Below are 23,935 nucleotides of genomic sequence, written 5' to 3'. Positions count from 1 at the left end.
TGGCGTCGGCCCTGGCGAACCAAGACGTTCCCTTCGCCCGCGTGGTGGATGCCTTGCGGCCCGAGCGCAACTTGGGCCAGACGCCGCTCTTCCGTGTCACCTTCAATTACGAAGAGGACGACGGCATCGTACCGGAGCTCGCCGGTCTGCGCGTCTCGCCCGTTCCGGCGCGCACCGGCGACGTCGCCTTCGACCTGATGCTCGATGCAGCGTCCTCGCGCGGCCGTCTGACGCTGTCCTTTGGCTATGCGGTGGATCTCTTCGACGAGGTCACCGTGGCGCGCCTGCTCGAAGACTACGCGGCCATCCTCGAGGCCGCTGCTGCCGACGTCGAGCTCCGCATCGGCGAGATGGCGTTGCACGTCGAGGCCCCTGCGCCCGTGGTGGCCGTGCACCCGTTCGAGTCCGTTCCTGCGCGGTTCGCGCGGCAGGTTGCGTTGCGGCCCGATGCCGTGGCGCTGGTCTTCGAGGGCCAACGCTGGACGTACCGCGAGCTCGATGCGTGGTCGACCCGCATCGGGCGGCGGCTGCTCGCGCTCGGGGTAAGCCGTGAGGAACCGGTGGGCGTGTGCATCGATCGATCGCCCGCGGTGGTGGCGGCGATTCTCGGCATTCTCAAGGCCGGCGGCGCGTACGTTCCGCTCGATCCGCGTTACCCACGCGAGCGCCTGGCCGACACCGTCCGGGACGCCGGCATCCGCCGCGTCGTGCTCGACGCACCCTCGGCCGAGTGGGAGAGCCTCGACACCATCGACGCCTCGAACCTGCCCCACGCGACCGACGACGCGGGTTGGCACGTACCGGTGCACCGGGAGCAGCTTGCCTACGTCATCTACACCTCCGGCTCCACGGGGCACCCCAAGGGAGTCGGCATCACGCACGCGAACGTGGCGCGCTTGTTCGACGCGACCGCGGTCCACTTCGGCTTTGGCCCGGCCGACGTGTGGACGCTGTTTCACTCGCCGTCGTTCGACTTCTCCGTCTGGGAGATCTTCGGCCCGCTGGTCCATGGCGGCCGCCTCGTGGTCGTCCCCTATGCGACCACGCGCGATCCCAGCGCGTTCCACCGCCTCCTCGCCGAGGAGCGCGTCACGGTGTTGAACCAGACGCCCTCGGCGTTCGTGCCGCTCATGCACATCGATCGCCAGGCGGAGCACCCGCTGCGCGACCTGCGTGCGGTCATCTTTGGCGGCGAAAAGTTGGACCCCGCGCTGCTCGCGCCTTGGGCGCAGGCCCGCGGCGAAAGCCTGCCCCGCCTCGTGAACATGTACGGCATCACCGAGACCACCGTGCACGTCACCCATCGCGTCTTCGCCCCGGCGGATCTCGAGCCGGCCAGGGCGCGCAGCCTCATCGGCGCACCCATCGACGATCTCGAGCTGTACGTGCTCGACGAGGCCATGAACACGGTGCCGGTCAACGGCATCGGGGAGCTCTACGTGGGAGGCGCCGGCCTTGCCCGCGCATACCAGGGACGCCCCGGCCTGACGGCCTCGCGCTTCGTCCCCGATCCGCGCGGCGGCGGCCGTCGCCTGTATGCATCGGGCGACCGCGCGCGCCGCCTCGCCGACGGCGACATCGAGTACATCGGCCGCGCCGACGCGCAGGTGAAGATCCGCGGTTATCGCATCGAGCTCGGCGAGATCGAGGCCACCTTGCGGGCGCACCTCCAAGTTCGCGAGGCGGTGGTCGTCGTGCGTTCGGACGGCGAACGCGGCCCGCGCCTCGTTGCCTACGCCGTACCCGATGGCGCGCTGACCCAGGCGTCGCTGCGCGGCCATGCTGCGTCGCGCTTGCCCGGGCACATGGTTCCGGCGGCGTTCGTGCTGCTCGACGCGCTGCCGCTCACGACCAACGGCAAGCTCGATCGGTCGGCGCTTCCCGAGCCGGGCTACGACGAGTTGGGCGCCCGTACCGTCCCGCGCACGCCGATGGAGAACCGTGTGGCGGAGGCCTTCTCCGCGGTGTTGGGGCTGACGCAGGCCTTCGCCGAGAGCGACTTCTTCCACCTGGGTGGCGACTCACTCGCGGCAGTGCGCGTGGCCGCGCGGCTCTCCGAGGCCATGGGGCGGCATGTCGAAGTGGCCGCCGTCTTCCAGCACCCGGCCGTACGCGATCTCGCGAAGCACCTGGATGAAGCTCACGCGGCGGACGATGGCGCCGTCGCCCTCATGAACGATTGGCTCGATTCCCTGACATGACGATCCCCGGAGTCCCCAAGTTGCAGAATACAAGCGACGAGTTTCACCGCCTTTCGGAACGCTACGCTGCGCTGCCCGCCGAAAAGCGGGCCGCATTCCGGGCCCGCCTCGAGGAGAACGCGATTTCGCCGTCGCGCCTGCCCATCGTCCGCCTCGCGTCCCGCCCAGGGGATCTCCCGTTGTCGCACGGACAGGAGCGCCTCTGGTTCCTTTGGAAGCTCGAGCCCGCGAGCGACGCGTACAACGTCGCGGGGGCCGTGCGTCTCGAAGGCGAGCTCGATGCCGCCGCCGTTCATGCAGCCCTCGAGGGCGTCGTCGCGCGCCACGAGGCCTTGCGCACCTTCTTCGACGAAGCGGACGGCCAGCCGCACCAACGCGTGCGCGCACAGCCGGTCTTCGCATGGGGAACGCACGATCTGCGCGGCGTGGCGTCGGCCGAGGACGAGCTCGGGCGCATTCTGCGCGAACGCGCGCGGGCGCCGTTCGATCTGGCGCGCGGGCCGCTGTTGCGCGCGGAGCTGGTGCGGCTTGGCGACGAGGCGCACGTGCTCTTGCTGGCGGTGCACCACATCGTCTGCGACGGGTGGTCGCTGCGCATTCTGTTGTCCGAGTTCGTCGAGTTCTACGGTGCGGCGCGCGAAGGGCGCGCATCGCAGCTTCCGCCACCGGCCATTGGCTACACGGACTTCAGCATCTGGCAGCGCGAGTGGCTCGGCGAGGGCGCAATCGATGCGCAGCTCGCGTATTGGCGCGAGCGCCTGGGCGGTCCCTCGACGTCGAAGCTCCCCTTCGACCGCGTGGAAAATGGCGGTGCGCGCGAGGGCGCGCAGATCGTCGCCACCTTGACGGGAACGCGCGCCGAGGCGGTGCGCACGATGGCCCGCGCGCGCGGGGTGACGCCGTTCATGACGTTGCTGGCCCTTTGGGCTTCCTTGCTGTCTCGCCTCGGCGGGGCGCGCGATGTGCGCATCGGTGTGCCGGTTTCAGGCCGCGAGCGGCGGGAGACGCACGGGGTCATCGGCTTCTTCGTGAACACGCTGGTGGTGCGCATCGATGTGGCGCCCGGCGCGACGTTCGCTTCGCTGCTGGAGCAGGTGCGCGCGCGGGTGCTCGAGGCTCGGGCGAACCAAGACGTGCCGCTCTCAAGGCTCGAGAGCGCGCTGGGGGATCGCAGCGCCGGCGCGAAGCTCTTCGACGTGACCTTCAACATGGAGGAGCTCGACGAGCGCGTCCTCTCCGGGCTTCCCGGCCTCACCGTGGTTCCGCACGCGCTGGAAGCGGGCGATGCGAAGTTCGCACTGTCGCTCAACGTCACCGAATCGGCGGGGGCATTCCGCCTGGTGTTCGACTACTCGCGCGGCGCGTTCGACGTGGCCACCATCGAGCAAATCGCCGAACACTACGCAGCGTTGCTCGCGGCCGTGGTCGAACAACCCGAGGCAAATGTCGAGCGCGTCGAGCTTCCGTGCGCGGCCGAGGCCTGGGGCGAAGGCCTCACGTGGGAGGGCAACGTGCTCGCGCGCGTGGCCGAGCTCGCGCGTACCCGCACCGCCGAACCCGCGCTCGTGCACGAGGGACGTACCTTCTCGTGGGGCGAGCTGTGGGTGTGGGCGGGCCGTCTGGCGTCGAAGTTCGTCGAGCTGGGCGTAGGTCGCGAGAGCACCGTCGCGTTGTGCCTTCCGCGCTCGGTGGAGCTCGTCGCGGGCATTCTTGCCGTGTGGCGTGCGGGTGGCGCGTACGTGCCGCTCGATCCGAGCCTGCCCGAGGAGCGGCTCGCGTGGCAGCTCGGCGACTGCGGGGCGCGCGTTCTGGTGAGCGACGCGACATGGGCGCCCGAGGGCATCGCGGTCGTGGCGCCCGACGCAGAAGGGTACGCGGCGGTCTCGATGGTGTCCCCACGGGCCGAGCAAGCGGCATACGTCATTTATACCTCGGGCACCACGGGTCGTCCGAAAGGGGTCGTGGTGAGCCATGGCGCGCTCGCGGCGTACGTGCAGTCGCTCGCGTTGCGTTTGCCCGCGGGCATCGCCAGCGCGGCGTACGCCTCGACGCCGTCCGCGGATCTGGGGCACACGGTGCTCTTCGGCGCGCTGTTCTGTGGTTTTACCTTGCACATCCTCGACGAGGCGCGCGCGATGGATCCGGATCGGTTCGCGGCGTACATGCGCGAGCACCGCATCGATGCCTTGAAGATCGTGCCGAGCCATCTGTCGGCCCTGCTCGAGGCGAGCGATGCCCAAGGCGTCGTACCGGCGCGCTGCCTGGTGCTGGGCGGCGAGACGGCGGGCGCCGAGCTTGCAGCGCGCATCGCTGCGCTCAGGCCCGCGTGCCACGTGATGAACCACTACGGCCCCACGGAGACGACGGTGGGGGTGCTCACGCACGACGGCGCCGAGACATCGCGGCCGGCGCTTCCATTGGGCCGGCCGCTCGCACACGCGCGCGTGTACGTGCTCGATGGCGACGGCGAGCCGAGCCCGCGCGGTGCGGTGGGCGAGATCTGCATCGGTGGCGAAAGCGTGGCGCGCGGTTACCTGGGGCGCCCCGGGCTGACTGCGGAGCGCTTCGTGCCCGATGCACGGGGTCGAGCGGGCAGCCGTCTCTATCGCACAGGCGACAAGGCACGGCATCTTGCCAACGGCGAGGTCGAGTTCCTCGGGCGCTTCGACGACCAGGTGAAGATCCGCGGCTACCGCGTCGAGCCGCAGGAGATCGCCTCTCGTTTGCGCGAACTTCCGGGCGTTCGCGATGCCGCCGTGATCGCGCGTCCCGATGCGCGCGGCCGCATGCGCCTGCTCGGTTACGTGGCCGGCGAGGGTCTCGGTGCGGAGGCCATCCAGCGCGCTCTCGGCGCCGAGCTGCCCGCGTACATGGTGCCGGCGGTCATCACCGTGCTCGCGGCCCTGCCCCTCACCGCGAACGGAAAGATCGATCGCGCCGCACTCCCCGAGCCTCGCGACGAGGTGGTGCTCGAAGAGCGCGTGGCCCCACGGAACGAGAAAGAGGAGGCCCTTCTCGACGTGTGGCAGCGCGTGCTCGGGCGTCGCGACTTCGGCGTGACCGACGACTTCTTCGCCCTGGGCGGCGAATCGATCCTCACGTTGCAGGTCGTCGCGCTCGCCCGCAAGGCGGGCCTGGTGTTCACGGCGAAGGACCTTTTCGCCCACCCACGCATCGACGGCCTCGCGGAGCTGGCACGTGCGGTGGCGGAGGCGCTCGAGGCTCGCGGTGAGGTGCGGGGCGCGATTCCGCTGACGCCGATCCAGAGCCGGTTTTTCGAGCGAAACCCAGAGGGACGCGATCATTGGAACCAGTCCGTCCTGCTCGGCGTGCGCGGAGAGCTCGAGGCGCCGGCCCTCGAGGTGGCGTTGCGCGCGCTGGTGGTGCGGCACGATGCTCTTCGTCTGCGGTTCGCGCGGGCGGAGGGACGCTGGACGTCGCACGTGGCCGCGGAGGAGACGGCATCGCTGCTCGAGTGCGTCGATCTTCGCGCGGGCGGGGAGCTCGAGGTCGAAGCGCAGCGTGTGCAGCGAAGCTTGAACCTCGAACGAGGGCCGCTGCTCAAAGCCGGCTATTTCCGAACCGGTGACGATGAAGGCCGTCTGCTCCTCGCGGTGCACCACCTGGCCATCGACGGCGTTTCATGGCGCATCCTTCTCGACGAGCTGGGCGAGGCCTACGAGCATGCCGTGCGGGGCGAGCTGCCGCGGACGGCGGATGCCCCGCTGCCCTGGAGTGCGTGGGCTTCGGAGCTCGCGGTGTACGCGAAAAGCGACGAGGCGCTCGATGCACTGCCGTACTGGCGCGCCGTGCTCGGCGGCATCGATGCCAAGCTGCCCTTCGGCGAGGCGACCGACACGAGGGTGGCGGCTGGTTGCGAGATCGTTCGACAGTGGGACGAAGCCGCCACGCAGCGGCTTCTCGATGCCGCGCCGAAGGCGTACCGGATGCGGGTCGACGAGGTGCTGCTCACCGCGCTGGCGCAGACACTCGCTGCGTGGGCCGAGCGGCCGGGGGCACTCATCGAGGTGGAAGGTCATGGACGCGAGGACATTTCCGCCGGCCTCGATCCGAGCCGCACCGTCGGCTGGTTCACCACGCGATTCCCGGTGTGGATCGCACCGCCGGACGGCCCGGGCGATGCGCTCAAGACGGTGAAGGAGGCCTTGCGCGCGGTTCCCAAGAAGGGACTCTCGTGGGGTGTGCTCGCGTACCACGCGGACGAGGCGGTCCAACGGGAAGTTCGTGCGCTGCCGCGCGCGGCGGTGAGCTTCAATTACCTCGGGCGCGTCGACGCCGGCATGGCGACAGCTTCGCGGTTCTTCCTTGCCAAAGAGTCGGCCGGCGACGCCATCGATCCCGAGAGCACGATGGCGCACCCGCTCGACGTGCTCGCCATGGTCACGCGCGGTGCTCTGGCCGTGCACTGGCGTTATGTGCCCGGGGCGGTCGACGAGGCCACGGTGGTGCATCTCGCGGGCGACTTCGAGCGACGTCTCGCCGAGCTCCTTGCCCATGCCGCTGTGTGCGACGTGGAGGACGTGTACCCGGCCACCGCGATCCAGCAGGGGCTCGTCTTTCACGATTTGCTGGCGCCGGGCCAGGGGGTGTACGTCAACCAACGCCGTGCAACCTTGGCGCGCGGCACCGATGCGGCGGCGCTGCGCGCAGCGTGGGAGGCTGCGGTCGCGCGGCACGACATTTTGCGCACGCAGTTCGAGTGGATGCCGTCCGGCGCGATGCTTCAGGCCGTGCGGCGTCACGTTGCCTTGCCGTACACCGAGCACGATTGGCAGAACGAGCGCGATTACGAAGCGCGGCTCGCGACGTTCCGCGCGGCCGACTTGGCGCGAGGGTTCGAGCTCGCCGAGGCGCCGCTTCTTCGCGTGAACACGTTTCTGCGGCCGGACGGAGCGCTCGATTTGGTGTGGACGAACCACCACGCGATCTTCGATGGGTGGAGCACGGCGCGGCTGCTCGCCGAGATCGTGCGCGATTACCGTGCGCGCGTGACGGGCGATGGGGTGGCTTTCGAAGCGCCGGCGCCGTTCCGCCGTTTCGTGGAGTGGTATTCGACGCGGCCGAGCGGGGAGTCGTGGTGGCGTTCGGAGCTCGCAAACACGGAGTCGGCAGGGCGGCTCACCGAAGCGCTCGGCCGGCCCGATCGGGTCGAGGCGGGGATTCACCGTCACGCCGTGAGCCTCGGTGGTGCGCAGAGCGAGCGTCTGCGGGTGGCGGCGCGGCGGTACAAGGTGACGCTCGGGACGATGGTGCAGGGCGCGTGGGCGCTGGTGCTGGGGCGGTTCGGGAGCTTTCGCCGTGTCGTCTTCGGCGTCACCGTTGCAGGACGACCTGCGGAGTTGCCCGAGGCTGCGAACATGCTCGGGCCGTTCATCAACAGCCTTCCGTTCGTCGCGGATCTGGAGCCGGCACAGTCGGTGTCGGCGTGGCTTGGGGCTCTGCAGCGGCGCGGAAGCGAGTCGCGGCAGTACGAGCACACGCCCCTGGCGAAGATTCAACAGTGGGTCGGCCGTTCGAGCGCGGCGCTCTTCGATAGCCTTCTCGTGTACGAGAATTACCCCGTCGATGAGGTGCTCCGCCGCACCGATACCGTGGCCACGGTGCACTTCGAGGCCAGCGATCGGACACACTATCCGCTGACGCTTCTCATCGTGCCCAAGGAAGATGCGGTTCATCTCGAGTTCGCGTGGGATGGCGAGAAGATCGCTCGCTCGCGGGCGATGGCCTTGGCGGAGCATTACGTCGAGGTGCTCTCGGAGCTCGCCGCCGACGGGGATCGTGCGGTGGGGGTGGTGGCGTTTCGCTCGGCGGCGTCCAGCCGGCGGGAGGCCGGCGGTCCGCCGGCTGGACGCCGGCGCTCCATGACGCAACGAATTGCGGAGCGTGTGCGTGAGATGGCTCCTAGTGAGGCTGTCTCGTGCGACGGGGAGCGACTCACCTACGGCCAGCTGGATGCGCTGGCGAGCCGCATCGGGCGCGCGCTTCTCGAGACCGGGGCACGGCGCGGGGAGCGCATCGGCGTGTGCGTCGATCGATCCGTGGCCGTCGTTGCGACATGCCTGGCGATCTGGAAGGTGGGCGCAGCGTACGTGCCCCTGGATCCCACCTTTCCAGCGGAGCGGCTGCGCGCGATGGTCGAGGCGGGCGGCATCCAGCGCGTCGTGGCCGACCCCGCGAGTGCATCCCGTGCGTCGCGCGCGCTCGAGGGCACCATGGTCGTGGACGTCGAATGCACGGGCGACGTGGTGGACGCGCTCCCGTTCCCGGAGGTGCACCTCGAGGAGCTCGCCTACGTCATCTTCACCTCGGGTTCGACCGGCGAGCCCAAGCCCGTGGGCATCAGCCACCGCGCCCTGGCCGTGCATACCGCCGATTACCTCGCGATGTACGGCATCACCGCGTCCGACTGCGTCTACCAGTTTGCGACCATCAACTTCGACACCTCCGTCGAGCAGATCTTCCCGACGTTGGCCGCCGGCGCGCGCCTGGTCATGCGCGGTCCCGGCGTTCCCGACTGGGATGCCCTGCACGACGTTCTCGCTACGGAGCGCGTTACCGCCCTTTACCTCCCCACGGCGTACTGGGCGCAATCCATCGTGCACGTCCTCGAGGAGCCGCTCCCCGCGTTGCGCCTGCTCATCGTCGCGGGCGAAGAAGTCCTCCCCAGCGCGGTGCGCCGCTGGAAGGAGAGCCCCCTCGGTGCCGTGCGCTTGATCAACGCCTACGGCCCCACCGAACTCACCGTCACGTGCACCATGCACGAAACGACGGAGGCCGATGGCGAGCGGGCCACCGTGCCCATTGGCCGCGCCCACGCGAGCCGGCGTGTGTACGTGCTCGACGGCGACGGCAACGAAGTGCCCATCTACGGCATGGGCGAGCTTTGCGTCGGCGGCGATCCGACCGCGCGCGGCTACTTGGAGCGCCCTGGGGCCACCGCCGAGCGCTTCGTGCCCGATCCGCGCGTCCCCGGCGAGCGCGTCTACCGCACCGGCGACGTGTGCCGCCTTCTCGAGAACGGCGTCATCGAGTTTCTCGGCCGTCGCGATCACCAAATCAAGCTGCGCGGCTACCGCATCGAGCTCGGCGAAATCGAATCGGCCCTTCTCGGTTGCGAGGGGGTGCGCGAGGCCGCGGTCCTCCTCCGCGGCATGGGCGAGGCGCGTCGCCTGATCGGCTATGTCGCAGGCCACGTCGACGAGGTGCGGCTGCGCGCGGAGCTCGAGAGCAAGCTTGCCCCGTACATGGTGCCTTCGGCCATCGTCGTGCTGCCGGCGCTTCCCATCGGCGGCAGCGGCAAGGTCGACCGCGCGGCGCTGCCGGAGCCCGCGCTTCGTTCGGCAACGGCACGGGTTGCGCCGGAAACGGAGCTCGAACGGCAGCTTTTGGCCATCTGGGAAGCCGTCCTCGCGCGCGCCGATCTGGGCACGGGCGACAACTTTTTCGATGCGGGCGGTGACTCGATCATGAGCCTGCAGATCGTCGCACGCGCCCGCGCGCTCGCCATTCGTGTGACGCCGAAGCAGATCTTCGAGCAGCCCACGGTGGCAGAGCTCGCGCGCGTGGCCACCTTTGCCGCCTCGTTCGGCACGGCCGAGACGTACGGCGAGCTTCCGCTCACGCCGATCCAGGCTGCGCTCTTCCAGCGGGCGTCGGAGGCGCCGTCGCACTACAACCAATCGGTCCTCTTGCGGACCTCGGGTGAGGTCTCGCTGCGCGCGCTCGAGGCGGCGCTCGGCACCTTGATCGCGCGCCACGCCGCCTTGCGCCTTCGCTTCCATCGCCGGACCGATGGCACATGGACGCAGCGCGTGCTGCGCGTCGAAGCGATGCACACGCCGCCGAGGGTCACCTCCGTCGATCTGCGCGGAACCCCCTGGCAAGCGCGCCTCGACGAGGAAGGGGAGCGCGTCCACCGGGGCCTCGACATCGAACGAGGGCCGCTGCTGCGCGCCGCTCATTTCTCCATCGCCGACGGCGAGGGGCGTCTGCTCCTCGCGATCCATCACTTGGCGGTGGACGGCGTCTCGTGGCGCGTACTCCTCGAGGAACTCGAGAAGGCCTACGGAGCCGCCCTGCGCGGTGATCTCGCGCAGCTTCCCACGCCGAGCGCTCCGTGGACGGCGTGGGTGACCGCGTTGGCCGCACACGCGGCGCGGGACGACGTGCGCGCGGAGCTCGCGCATTGGATCGAAGCCCTGGCCCCCGCGACGACGATGCCTGCGCTGGACGTCGACCTCGCGCGCGGTGAAGGGCAAGAGATCGCGTTCACCCTCGATGCGGAGGCGACCCGTGCGCTCGTGGCGGCAGCGCCGCGTGCATACCGTTTGCGCATCGACGAGCTTCTGCTTGCAGCCCTGGCGCGCACGCTCGCTACACCGGGCGGTGGGCTGCTCGTCGACGTCGAGGGCCACGGCCGCGAAGATCTGGGCACCGACCTGGAGGTGAGCCGCACCGTGGGCTGGTTCACCACGGCATTCCCTTTGTGGATCGAGTTCCTCGAGGACGACCATGCCGCGCTCGTGTCCGCGAAGAACCGCGTTCGGTCGGTACCGAACAAGGGCCTTCACTTCGGGCTTCTCGCGCACATGGCGGGCGAAGCCGAGCGCGCCGCCGTGCGGGCCCTTCCGCGGGCGCAGGTGCTCTTCAATTATCTCGGCCGCTTCGAGGCAGGCCCCGAGGGCGCGTTCACCCTCGCGCGTGAGTCGTCGGGACAGGCCGCGGCACCGTCGCTCCGAGAAACGCACGCCCTCGACGTCAGCGCTTTGATCGAGGGCGGCGCCCTCTCCGTGAGACTGCGTTACGCAGCGGCATTGGGCGAGGAAACCGTGCGCACCTGGTCGCAGCAGCTCGAGGCCCATTTGCGCCGCTTCGTCGAGCACTGCGCCACCACCGAGCCTCGGGCCACCGCGGCCGACTTCCCGCTGGCCGGTCTCACGGACGCCCAGATCGACGCGCTCGGTCTTTCGGCGGCAGAGGATGTGTACCCGGCGACGCCGGCGCAGCAGGGACTCGTCTTCCATACGCTGCACGCCGGCGGCGAGGGCCTGTATGTCGATCAATTCCGTTTCACCCTCGGCGGCGCGCTCGACGTGGAGGCCCTTCGTGCAGCCTTCCGCCGCGTCGTCGATCGCTACGACGTACTGCGCACCCGCTTCGAGTGGCGCCACGGCGGCGAGCCGTTGCAGGTCGTGGAGCGCGCCGCGAACCTCGACTTCGACATGCAGCTCGGGGACGCGGGCACCGACGTCATCGCGCTCGATCGCGCGCCGCTCATGCGCGCACGGCTGGTGCGACGGCCCGATGGCGCGCACGATTTGATCTGGACCATCCACCACGCGCTTCTCGATGGCTGGAGTATGTCCCGCGTGCTGGGCGAGGTGCTGGAAGCCTACCGCTCCCCCGAGGCTGCGTTCACCTCCCGCGTCCCGCCGTTTCGTCACTACGTGGCATGGTTGCGCAGGCAACCGAGTGCCGAAGCTTGGTGGCGCACGCGCATCGCGGACGCGGACGCCGCTGCGGGACTTCTCACGAGCGTACGCCGGCCCTCGCCGGCCATCCCGGGATCGCACAAACTCGCGTACCGCTTCGACGCCGAACTGGACGCGCGCCTCAAGGAGTGCGCGCGGCGTTGGCGCATCACCCTGAGCACGCTCGCGCAGGCGGCATGGGCGCTCGTGTTGAGCCGCTTCGGCAACCGCGATCGCATCGTCTTCGGCGCCACGGTGTCCGGCCGCCCCGCGGATTTGCCAGGTGTGGAGCAGATGGTGGGCCTGTTCATCAACAGCCTACCCGTGTGGGTCGACCTTCGCGCCGAAGAGCCCGTGATCGCATGGCTCCAACGCCTTCAAGCGCACAACACGGAGCTTCGCCAATACGAGCACACCGCATTGCGCGACGTGCAACAGTGGGCGAAACGCGCGGGCGAAGCGTTGTTCGACACGCTGCTCGTGTACGAGAACTACCCGATCCACGAAGCCCTCCGCCAGGACGACGGATCGCTGGACGTGACGGCCATGGAGAAGACGGACCGCACGCACTACCCGCTGACCCTCACCCTCCAGGCCGATCCGACGTTGCGCGTCGAGTGGGAATGGGACGGCGCCCGCATCGAGCGCTCCCTCGCCGAATCGCTTGCCGCTGCCTACGGCCAGGCGCTCGAGCAGTTCGCGGGGGCGGTGCATGCCACGCGCGTGGGCGAGTTGGTGCTGGGAGAGGCGCGGGTGCAGCCGCTGCCCGTCTACAGGTTCGACGCGATTCAAAAGCGCATCGCTCGCACCGCCCGCGCGAACCCCGAGGCCGAGGCGATCTTCTGCGAGGGCGTGGTCACGCGCTACGGCGCATTGGAGACGTGGTCGAATCGGGTGGGGCATGCGCTGGCGAAGCGCGGTGTAAAACGCGACGAGCTCGTGGGATTGTGCGTGGAGCGCTCGGCGGGATTGGTGGCGGGGCTTTTGGGGGTGTGGAAATCGGGCGGAGCGTTCGTGCCGCTGGATCCGACGTACCCGGAGGAGCGCCTGCGGGAGATGCTGAGCGGGGTTCGCGTGGTGGTGTGCGACGCGTCGACGGCGGGGCGTTTTGCCGATGCGGAGGTGGTGCGCATCGACGAGGTGGAAAGGGAGGCCGCAGATGGGGAGTGGCCGAGGCCGCACCCGGAGCAGCTGGCGTACGTGATCTACACGTCGGGTTCGACGGGGAGGCCGAAGGGCGTGGGTGTGAGCCACCGGTCGCTGAGCCTGCACGTGGACGACTTCGTGGGGACGTACGGGATTGGATCGGAAGATCGGGTGTTGTTCTCGTCGACGATCAACTTCGACGTGTCGCTGCACGAGTTATTGCCTGTGTTGACGCGCGGCGGGCGCTCCGTGATGCGAGGGAAGGACGCGTGGGAGCTGGAGCAGCTGACGACGACGTTGCGTGAGCAAGAAGTGACGTTCGCGCGAGTGTCGACGGCGTATTGGCAGCAGTGGGTGCATCGGCTTCCGGAGGCGCTGCCGAAGCTGCGGCAGGTGACGGTGGGCGGCGAGGGGCTGGCCGGCGGCGCGCTTCAGAGGTGGTTTGCGGGTCCGCTGTCGGCGGTGAAGCTGGACAACCTGTATGGCCCGACGGAAACGACGGTGGCATCGCACCGTTACCGGACCCAGAGGGAGGATGGGGGCGAGACGATCGTGCCGATCGGGCAGGCTTTCCCCGGGCGAACGTCGTACGTGATGGACCGATGGGGAAATGCGGTGCCGGCTGGCGGAGTAGGGGAGCTGTGCATCGGCGGAGCGAGCGTGGCGCGAGGGTACCTGGAGCGGCCGGGGCTGACGGCGGAGCGGTTCGTTCCGGATCCGCAGGCGGTGGGTGGCCGGTTGTACCGAAGCGGGGACGTGTGCCGAGAGCGTGCGGACGGAGTCATCGAGTTTCTGGGTCGAGCGGACGCGCAGATCAAATTGCGTGGGTACCGGATCGAACTAGGAGAAATCGAGTCGGCGCTGCGCGGGTGCGCGGGCGTGACGGACGCGGTGGCGGAGGTGAAAGGAGAAGGGGAGTCGCGGCGTCTGGTGGGGTATGCGACGGGCGCGGCAAGCGTGGAAGCACTGCGCGCCGCGGCGGAGCAGAAGCTGCCGTCGTACATGGTCCCGTCGGCGTACGTCGTCTTGGAGGCCCTGCCCCTGTTGCCGAACGGCAAGGTGAATCGCCGCGCGCTGCCCGAGCCCGAGCTGGAAACGGCCGAGCATGTGGCCCCGCGCACGGAGCTCGAGGCGACCTTGCAGACAATCTGGCAGGCCGTCCTGAAGCGCGAATCCATCGGCGTCACCGAGAACTTCTTCGAGCTGGGCGGCGACTCGATCCTGAGCCTCCAGATCATCGCCCGCGCCCGCGAGTCGGGTTGGAAGCTCACCCCCCGTCAGGTCTTCGAGCAGCCCACCATCGCATCCTCGGCGCGGGTCGCCCAGGCCATCCAGCCGAATACCGACATCGAGCCGCAGCAGCAACCCGTGCGCGGCCCGATCCCGCTCACCCCGATTCAAGCGCGATTCTTCGAGCGGCACCCGCAGGGCCTCGCGCACTCGAACCAGTCGGTACTCCTCCGGGTGGGCCGTGAGCTCTCCCTCGAGGCCCTCGAGCGCGCCCTCGCGCGCACGATCGCGCGCCACGATGCCTTGCGCCTTCGCTTCACGCGAACCGGCGACACCTGGAGCCAGCACATCGCGGACAGCGAGACGCCGTTCCACATCGACGTCGTCGATCTGCGCAACGCGACGGATGCCCTCGCCCGCCTCGACGACGAGGGGCATCGCCTGCAAGGTAGCCTCGATCTCGAACGCGGGCCGCTCCTGCGCGCCGGCTACTTCCGGCTGCCGAACGACGAGCACCGCCTGCTCCTCGCCGTGCACCACCTTGCCGTCGACGGCGTTTCCTGGCGCATCCTGCTCGAGGAGCTCGAGCTCACCTACGCCGCGATCGCCCACGGCGACGAGCCGTCACTGCCGCGAACGGGCACCCCGTGGAGCGCGTGGGCCGTTCGCTTGCACGACTACGCCACCCGCGAGGACGTCCGCTCGGAGCTCGCATGGTGGACGGAGGCACTCGCCTCCGCCCATGCGGACCTCCCCATCGCTCATCAGGGTGACCGTAGTCTCGCGGCGGCGCGCACCCTCACCTGCGAGCTCGACCCCGATACCACGCGCCGTCTTCTCGAAGCGGCCCCTCGCGCGTACCGCATGCGCATCGACGAGGTGCTCCTCACCGCCTTGGCCCGTGCCCTCGGACAATGGACAAGCAGCGCCGGTGCGCTCGTCGATCTCGAGGGGCACGGCCGCGAAGACGTCATGGCCGACGTCGACATCGGTCGCACCGTCGGCTGGTTCACCACGCGCTTTCCCGTGTGGCTCGAGACCCCCGACGAAGCGGCGCGCGCGCTCACGAACGTCAAAGAGCGCCTCCGTTCCATCCCCCACAAAGGCTTGCATTGGGGCCTCCTTCGCCACGCCTTCGATCCGGCCATTCGCGAGGCCGCCGCCACTCTCCCGCGCGCGCAGGTCAGCTTCAATTACCTCGGCCAGTTCGACCAAGCGCTGGACGCCGCGGGTCCCTTCGGCTTTGCCTCCGAGTCGGCCGGCCGCAACGTCGACCCGCGCACCGCCATGGTGTACGCCCTCGACGTGAACGCGCTCGTGGCGGAGGGCACGCTCTCGGTCACCTTCCGTTTCAGTCCGGACGTGCTCGATGCCGCCACCGCCGAGCGCCTCGTTGGGACCTTCGGCACCACCTTGCGCAGCCTCATCGAGCACTGCGCCAGCGCCCCACGCAGCGCCACCGCCGCCGATTTCCCGCTTGCCCGCCTCGCCCAGCACACGCTCGAGCGACTCGAGCTGCCGCTCGGCGACGTGCAGGACATCTACCCGGCGACGCCGCTCCAGCAGGGCCTCCTCTTCCACAGCATGGCGCGAAGCGAGGACGGCCTCTACGTCTACCAACTGCGCCTCACCATGGCGGGCGCCCTCGACGTCGCTGCGCTGCGCGCGGCATGGGAGACGCTGGTCGGACGCTACGACATCCTTCGCACCTGCTTCGAGTGGCGGCACGGCGGCGAGGCACTCCAGATCGTGCACCGCCAGGTCGACATCCCGTTCGCGGAGCACGATTGGTCCGCGGCCCGCGATTACGCCGAGCGCTTCGCGGCCTTCTGCCGCGACGATGTTGCGCGCGGCTTCGACGTCGAACGCCCGCCCCTGATGCGCGTGGCCGTCTTCACGAGGCCCGACGGCAAACACGACGTGGTGTGGACCATGCACCACGCCCTGTCCGATGGCTGGAGCAGCGCGCGCATGTTCGGCGACGTCATCGCCGCCTACCGCGCCCACCTCACCGGCGCGCCCGCGGCCTTCGCGCCCGTGGTGCCGTACCGCGACTACGTCGCCTGGCTCGCCGCCCGGCCTAGCCCAGAGCCCTTCTGGCGCGGTGCCCTGCAGAGGCTCGCCAACCCGGCGCGCCTTCGGCCCTCCTTCGGGCGCGCACGCACCCTCGAACCGGGCACGCACCATCGTTTCGAAGGCCTCGACCCGGCACTCGTGCGCGCTCTGAAAGAGCTCGCGCGGCGCCATGCCGTCACCTTGAACACCGTCATGCAAGGCGCGTGGGCCATCGTCTTGGGTCGCTATGGCAATGCCACGCAGGCCATCTTTGGAACCACCGTCTCGGGCCGTCCGCCGGAGTTGCCCGGATCCATGGAGATGGTGGGCCTCTTCATCAACACGCTGCCCACGTGGGTCGATCTCCCGCCGAACCAGCGCATCGGCGCGTGGCTCACCGAGCTGCAACGCCACGCGAACGAGCTGCGCAACCAGGAGCACACGCCCCTCTCGCACGTGCAGCGCTGGGCCGGTCTCGGAGGGGAAGACTTCTTCGACACGCTCTTCACCTTCGAGAACTTCCCCATCGACAAGGAGGCCCGCTCCGTCGACGTCGGGCTGCGCATCGAGCGCTCGGAACGCGCCGACCGCACGCACTATCCGTTCACCTTGACCGTCCTGGCCGAGTCGGAGGTCGAACTCGAGTGGGAGTGGGACGGCGAGAAATTCGAGCGCGCCTGGGCGGACGACATCGCGCAGGGCTACATCGCCATCTTGCAGCAGCTCGCATCGTCCAACGACGAACGGCTCGGCGAGCTGGTTCTCGGCCGCGCCCGCGCGCAGGAGATCCCGAACTACGTCTTCGACCCCATCTTCCAGCGCATCGCGCGCACCGCACGCGCAAACCCGGAGGACGAGGCGATCCACTGCGAGGGCACCGTCACGCGGTATGGCGAATTGGACTCATGGTCCAACCAAATGGCCCACGCGCTCACGAAGCGAGGCGTGGGGCGAGACGGATTGGTGGGCCTCTGCGTCGAACGCTCGGCCGCTCTGGTGGCGGGCCTTCTTGGCGTGTGGAAATCCGGCGGAGCCTTCGTGCCGCTGGATCCGACGTACCCAGAGGAGCGTCTGCGCGAGATGCTGAGCGGGGTTCGCGTGGTGGTGTGCGACGCAGCGACGTGTACGCGTTTTCCGGATGCCGAGGTGGTGCGGGTCGACGAGGTCGGCGACGAGCCCGTCGACGGCGAATGGTGCTCGCCGCACCCCGAGCAGCTCGCGTACGTGATCTACACCTCGGGCTCCACGGGGCGTCCGAAGGGCGTGGGGATCAGCCACCGCTCGCTCAGCCTCCACGTCGACGACTTCGTCGCGACCTACGGCATCGGTTCGAGCGATCGCGTCCTGTTCACCTCGACCATCAACTTCGACGTCTCGCTGCACGAGCTCTTGCCCGTGCTCACGCGCGGTGGTCGCTCGGTGATGCGCGGCAACGATCCATGGGCGCTCGAGACACTGACGACGACGTTGCGCGATCAAGGCGTGACCTTCGCCCGCGTTTCGACGGCGTACTGGCAGCAGTGGGTGCACCGGCTGCCGGAGGCCCTGCCGCGCCTGCGTCAGGTGACCGTGGGTGGCGAGGGGTTGGCCGGCGATGCGCTCCAGCGATGGTTCTCGGGTCCCCTCGCCCATGTGAAGCTCGACAACCTGTACGGCCCGACGGAAACCACCGTGGCGTCGCATCGTCACCGCACCCAATTGGAGGACGGCGGCGAGGCCATCGTCCCCATCGGCAAAGGTTTCCCCGGCCGCACCACCTACGTGCTCGACATGCAGGGACACCCCGTGCCGCGCGGTGGCATCGGCGAGCTATGCATCGGGGGCCCCAGCGTCGCCCGCGGCTACCTCGAGCGCCCGAGCCTCACCGCCGAGCGCTTCGTTCCCGATCCGCACGGCGCTGGCGGTCGCTTGTACCGCAGCGGCGACATCTGCCGCGAGCGATCCGACGGGACGCTGGAGTTCCTCGGACGCGCCGACGCCCAGATCAAGTTGCGCGGCTACCGCATCGAGCTCGGCGAAATCGAAGCCGCCCTGCGCACGTGCGAAGGTGTCACGGAGGCCGTGGCCGAAGTGAAGGGCGAGGGCGAAAGCCGTCGTCTCGTGGGCTATGTCACCGGGGCGGCCTCGGTCGAAGCCTTGCGGGCGGCCGCCGAGCAAAAGCTGCCATCGTACATGGTGCCGTCGGCCTTCGTCGTGCTGGACGAGCTGCCGCGGCTGCCGAACGGCAAGGTCAATCGTCGCGGCCTGCCCGAGCCCGAGCTCGAGAACTCGGAGCGCATCACCCCGCGCAACGACATCGAGGCCACCTTGCAGAGCATTTGGCAAGCGGTCCTCAAGCGCGAATCGATTGGCGTGACGGAGAACTTCTTCGAGTTGGGTGGCGACTCGATCCTCAGCTTGCAGATCATCGCCCGGGCGCGCGAGGCGGGGTGGAAGCTCACGCCGAAGCAGGTGTTCGAGCAGCCCACCATCGAATCGGCGGCCCGTGTGGCCAAGCCGATTCACGTGCGCCGCCGGCGCGAGCAGGTCGTGCGTGGCGAGATTCCCCTCACGCCGATTCAGGCGCGCTTCTTCGAGCGCCATCCCTGGGGACCGGCGCATTGGAACCAATCGATCCTGCTGCGCGTGGCCGGCGGTCTCGCCGTGCCTGCGCTCGAGCGTGCTCTTGCCGCCATCGTGGCGCGGCACGATGCGTTGCGTCTGCGCTTCACGCGGCAGGGCGACACGTGGACCCAGCGCGTGGCCGATGCAGAGACGAATCCGCTGCTCGAGGTGGTCGATCTGCAGCACGAAGCCGACCCCGCGCCGGCACTCGAGCGCGCGTGCAATCGCATCCATCGCAGCCTCGATCTCGCGCGCGGTCCGCTGCTGCGCGTCGGGTATTTCCTTCTGCCCAACGAGGAGGCCCGTCTGCTGCTCACCGTGCACCACTTGGCAGTGGACGCGGTGTCGTGGCGCATCCTCCTCGAGGAAATCGAGCCGGCGTACCTGGAGGCGGAGCGCGGTGAGGCGCCGTCCGTGGAGACCTCGGGCACGCCGTGGAGCGTGTGGGCCGTTCGCCTCGCCGAGTATGCGCGCCGTGATGATGCGGGCGAGCGGCTCGCCTGGTGGGAGCGGATGCTCGCACGCGCCGCGGAAGCGCCGGTTCCCGCGATTGGCGAAGCCGATCGCCGCATGGGCGCAAGCCGTGCGGTGCACTGGAAGCTCGGTCGGGAAGCCACCGAGCAGCTCGTTCAAGCTGCACCCCGTGCCTATCGGATGCGCATCGACGAAGTGCTCCTCACGGCGCTCGCGCGCACCTTGGCCGAGTGGACGTCGGGGCCCGGTGCCCTCGTGCACCTCGAAGGGCACGGCCGCGAGGACGTGCTCGATGATGCCGACATCGGCCGTACCATCGGCTGGTTCACCACGCGCTTTCCGATCTGGCTCGAGGGCGAGGCCGACGAGGCGCGTGCCTTGACGTCGATCAAGGAGAGCCTCCGCAGCATCCCTGACAAGGGCATCGACTGGGGCTTGCTCGCGTACCTTGGCAACGACGATGTGCGGGCGCGCGCACGGGCGCAGCCTCTCCCGTGGGTCAGCTTCAATTACCTCGGGCGCTTCGACGAGGCGTTGCCGGCGGAGGGCCGATTCGGGTTCGCGAGCGAAGCCGCCGGCGAGGCGATGACGGCCGACAGCGAGCTGGCGCACCTGCTCGAGCTCAATGGTCTGCTGGTGAACGGCGAGCTTTCCATGAGCTGGCGCTACAGCCCGGGTCTACTCGACGGCGCCACCGTCGAGCGGCTCGTGGCCTCGTTCGACGCGAACGTGCGTGCGCTCACAGCGCACTGCGCCTCCGCGGAGCCGGCGACGACGGCCTCGGACTTCACACTTGCGCGCATCACGCAGGCGGAGCTCGAGGCGATGAATCTGCCGCTCGCACGGATCCAGGACATCTATCCCGCCACGCCGTTGCAGCAGGGGCTCATCTTCGAGAGCCTTCTGCGGCCTTCACGCGGCGCGTACATCAACCAGCTGCGCCTGACGTTGCGGGGCAAGCTGGACTTGGTGGCGTTGCGCGAGGCTTGGTCTTCCGCGGTGGCGCGGCACGACATCTTGCGGACGCACTTCGAGTGGCGTCACGGTGGCGAGGCGCTGCAGGTGGTTCACCGCGAGGCGGTGCTTCCGTTCGTCGAATACGATTGGTCCGGCGAGGCCGACTACGACACGCGCCTCGCGCGTTGGCGGGAGGGCGATCTCGCGCGCGGTTTCGCGATGGACGAAGCGCCACTGCTCCGCATTGCCGTCTTCCGGCGGCCCGATGGCGCGTACGATCTGTTTCGCACGAGCCATCACGCGCTGTCGGATGGGTGGGCCGCGCAGCAGCTCTTTGGCGAGATCCTCGCGGAGTACGGTGCGCGTTCCCTCGGCGAGCCGCTCATGCTGCCCGTTCCCGTGCCGTACCGGCACTACATCGCGTGGCTGCAGAGCCGTCCGAGCGCGCGCGTCTTCTGGGAGAAGAAGTTCCGCAGGGTAGACGATCCCGCGTGCGTCTCGTTGGCGACGCAGCGCTCGAGCGTCCTCGGTTTGGAGCCGGGCGAGCCCTTCGAGCGGCACTTGGGTGCGGCCTTGAGCCAGCGGCTACGCGACAGTGCGCAGCGGCATCAGATCACGTTGAACACGTTGGTGCAGGGTGCGTGGGCGCTGCTTCTCGCGCGCATGGCCGACCGCAGGCAGGCGCTCTTTGGGGCCACCGTTTCGGGTCGTCCGCCCGAGTTGGATGGCTCGGAGCGGATCCTGGGGCCGTTCATCAACACGCTCCCCGTGGTGATCCACATGCCGCCCGATCTACCTGTGGCGGCGTGGCTCCAAGGTTTGCAGCGTGAGGCGACGGAACTGCGTCAGTACGAGTACACGCCTTTGAACGAGCTGCAGCAATGGGCTGGGCGGGCAGGGGATGCGCTGTTCGATAGCATCATCGTGTTCGAGAATTACCCGATCGATCAGGAGCTGTTCGCCCGCGACGTGGGCGTCGTCATCGAGCACTCCGAGCTCGTGGACCGCACGCACTACCCATTGACGTTGACGGTCGTTCCCAATGACGCCGAGATCAAGCTCGAGTGGTCGTGGGATCCGCGCAAGGTATCACGCTCCCGCGTGCTGGCCATGGCGGATGGCTACACGGCCATTCTCGAGCAGCTCGCGTGCGAGGGAGAGCGCATTCTCGATGAGATTCGGCCGCACGGGGTACACAGCCGGCCGGAGGCCGGCGGACCGCCGGCTGGAAGCCGGCGCTCCATGGATGACGGTGCTCTCGGCGTGGCGCGCGATACGTTGCGCGATATGGAGCGCGGTATGGAGCGCCGCCGTCTCGACGGCGATATGGAGCGCGGTATGGAGCGTCGCCGTCTCGACGGCGATATGGAGCGCGGTATGGAGCGCCGCCGTCTCGGCGGCGGTACGCCGGCCTCCGGCCGGCTGGCGGGGGGTGGCCCGTTGCTTCCTCGACAAATTGGCGAACGCGTAGAGCTGCAGCCGCACGCGGAAGCTGTCTCCTGCGACGGCGAGCGGCTGACGTATGCGCAGCTCGATGCGCTGGCAAACCGCATCGCGCGCAAGCTAGGAAGCGCGAAGGGCGAGCGCATTGGCGTGCGGGTCGAGCGCTCGGTGACGATGGTGGCGGCGTGCCTGGGGATCTGGAAAGCGGGCGGTGCCTACGTGCCGCTCGACCCGAGCTACCCCGAGGAGCGGCTGCGCGCGATGGTGCAAGCGGGCGCCGTCCACCGCATCCTCGCCGAGCTGGATCTCGATGGCATCTCCGACGCGCCCATGTTCACCGAGGTGCACCCGGACGAACTCGCGTACGTGATGTTCACCTCGGGCTCCACCGGCGAGCCGAAGGCGGTGGGCATCACCCACCGCGCGCTTGCCCTGCACACGGCGGATTTCCTGACGACGTACGCCATCGACGCCCGCGACACGGTATACCAGTTCGCGACGATCAACTTCGACACCTCGGTCGAACAAATCTTCCCGTCACTGGCCGCCGGCGCCCGCATCGTCGTGCGCGGTCCCTCCGTGCCCGACTGGGCCACGCTGCACGATGTGCTCGCAGCGGAGCGCGTCACGGTGTTGAACCTGTCGACGGCGTACTGGGCGCAAGCCATCGCGCACATGCGCGAACCGCTCCCCGCGCTGCGCGTAATGCTCATTGGCGGCGAAGCCGTCACCCCGGACATGCTCCAACGGTGGCAGGCCAGCGCGCTCGGCTCCGTGCGGCTGACGAACGGCTACGGCCCGACGGAAATCACGGTGACGTGCACCGTGCACGAGACCACCACCGCCGACGCCATGCGCGCGGTGGTCCCCATCGGCCGAGCCCACGCGAGCCGCCGCATCTACGTACTCGACGCCGACGGCGGCCCGGTCCCTCTCTACGGAATCGGAGAACTCTGCGTCGGAGGCGACACCCTCGCGCGTGGCTACCTCGAACGCGCCGGAGCCACCGCCGCCGTGTTCGTCCCCGACCCCTTCGTCCCCGGAGCGCGCGTCTACCGCACCGGCGACATCTGCCGCGTGCTCGAGGACGGTGTCTTCGAGTTCCTCGGCCGCCGCGACGACCAGATCAAACTGCGCGGCCACCGCATCGAGCTCGGCGACATCGAGTCCGCCCTCCGCCGCATCCCCGGCGTGCGCGACGCCGTCGCCGCCCTCGTCCCCGGCACCCCCGACGCCCGCCTCGCCGGCTACGTCGTCGGCGATGCCCCGCCCGCCGCCATCATCGTTGCCCTGGAGGCGCAACTCCCGCGGTACATGGTCCCCTCGGTCATCATGCCGCTCGACGCACTCCCGCTGCTCCCGAACGGCAAACTCGATCGCCGCGCCCTCCCGCGCCCGGACGATGCACCCCCCGCGGAAGCCGTGCCCCCGCGCACCGCCCTGGAAGCCACCTTGCTCGACCTACTTCGAGACGTTCTCCAACGTCGCGACCTCGGCGTCACCGACGACTTCTTCGCCGCCGGTGGCGACTCCCTTGCCGTCCTCCGTCTCGCCGCGGCGGCACGACGCCGCGCCGTGCCGCACTTCTCCATGGAGGCCATGTTCGCCGCGCGCACCGCTGAGGCCCTCGCCCGTCACATCGAGGCGCAGTCCTCGCCCTCGAACATCGTCGCCCTCAACACGAGCCAGGCCCCGCGCCACCTCTTTTGCGTCCACCCGCTCTACGGAATCGTCGGCGCCTACGCCCCCCTCGCAGCCTCCCTCGCCGACGTGGCCACCGTGCACGGCATCCAATCGCCCATCTACACGGATCCCGCGTGGCGTGCGGCCTCCATCGAGGAACTCGCCCGCGAGTACGTCCGCCGTATGCGTCTCGTCCAACCCGAGGGCCCCTACGCCCTGCTCGGCTGGTCGCTCGGCGGATGGATCGCCGCCGCCATGATCTCCGAGTTGGAACGCACCAGCATCCCCGTCGCCTTCCTCGCCATCGCCGACACGCGCGCCGTCCTCCCCGCACACCGCACCGACCGCTCCACCTTCGCCCGCGATCTCGAGCGCGCCGCCATCACCGGCCCCTCCTTCGATACCGCCCTCGAAGTCCTCGTCCACCACGACGACCTTCTCGCCCGCCACCGCATCGCCCGCCTCCAGTCCGATGTCCACGTCTGGCGCGCCACCCGCCCGATCCATGGCCACGACCCCGTCGAGCATGGTCCGAGCTGGCAGACCCTCACCGCGGGCACCGCCCACACCTTCGATCTCGACGCCACCCACGAGTCCATCGTCGAGGACGCGCAGCTCGTCGCCGGCCTCCGAGCGCTCCTTCGAAAATGA

Annotated in this window: 2 protein-coding genes (1 of these 2 only partly in view); both read left to right on the top strand. The window is 69.3% G+C overall.

Annotation, left to right across the window (positions count from 1 at the left end; genetic code table 11):
• Positions 1–2,201, top strand: partial view of a non-ribosomal peptide synthase/polyketide synthase gene (locus LZC95_46435; protein WXA93881.1) — the 3' portion only. It extends 18,487 nt beyond the left edge of the window; only the last 2,201 of its 20,688 coding nucleotides appear in the window; its start codon lies off the left edge, out of view; its stop codon occupies positions 2,199–2,201.
• Positions 2,198–23,935: a non-ribosomal peptide synthase/polyketide synthase gene (locus tag LZC95_46430; protein ID WXA93880.1), complete on the top strand. Its 21,738-nt coding sequence runs from the start codon at positions 2,198–2,200 to the stop codon at positions 23,933–23,935. Before LZC95_46435 ends, LZC95_46430 begins: the two co-directional genes overlap by 4 nt.

Source organism: Sorangiineae bacterium MSr12523, assembly GCA_037157775.1.
GTDB classification, from domain to species: domain Bacteria; phylum Myxococcota_A; class Polyangia; order Polyangiales; family Polyangiaceae; genus Pendulispora; species Pendulispora brunnea.
The sequence above is the reverse complement of the archived record's forward strand: the minus strand, read 5'-3'. Positions and strand labels throughout refer to the sequence as shown.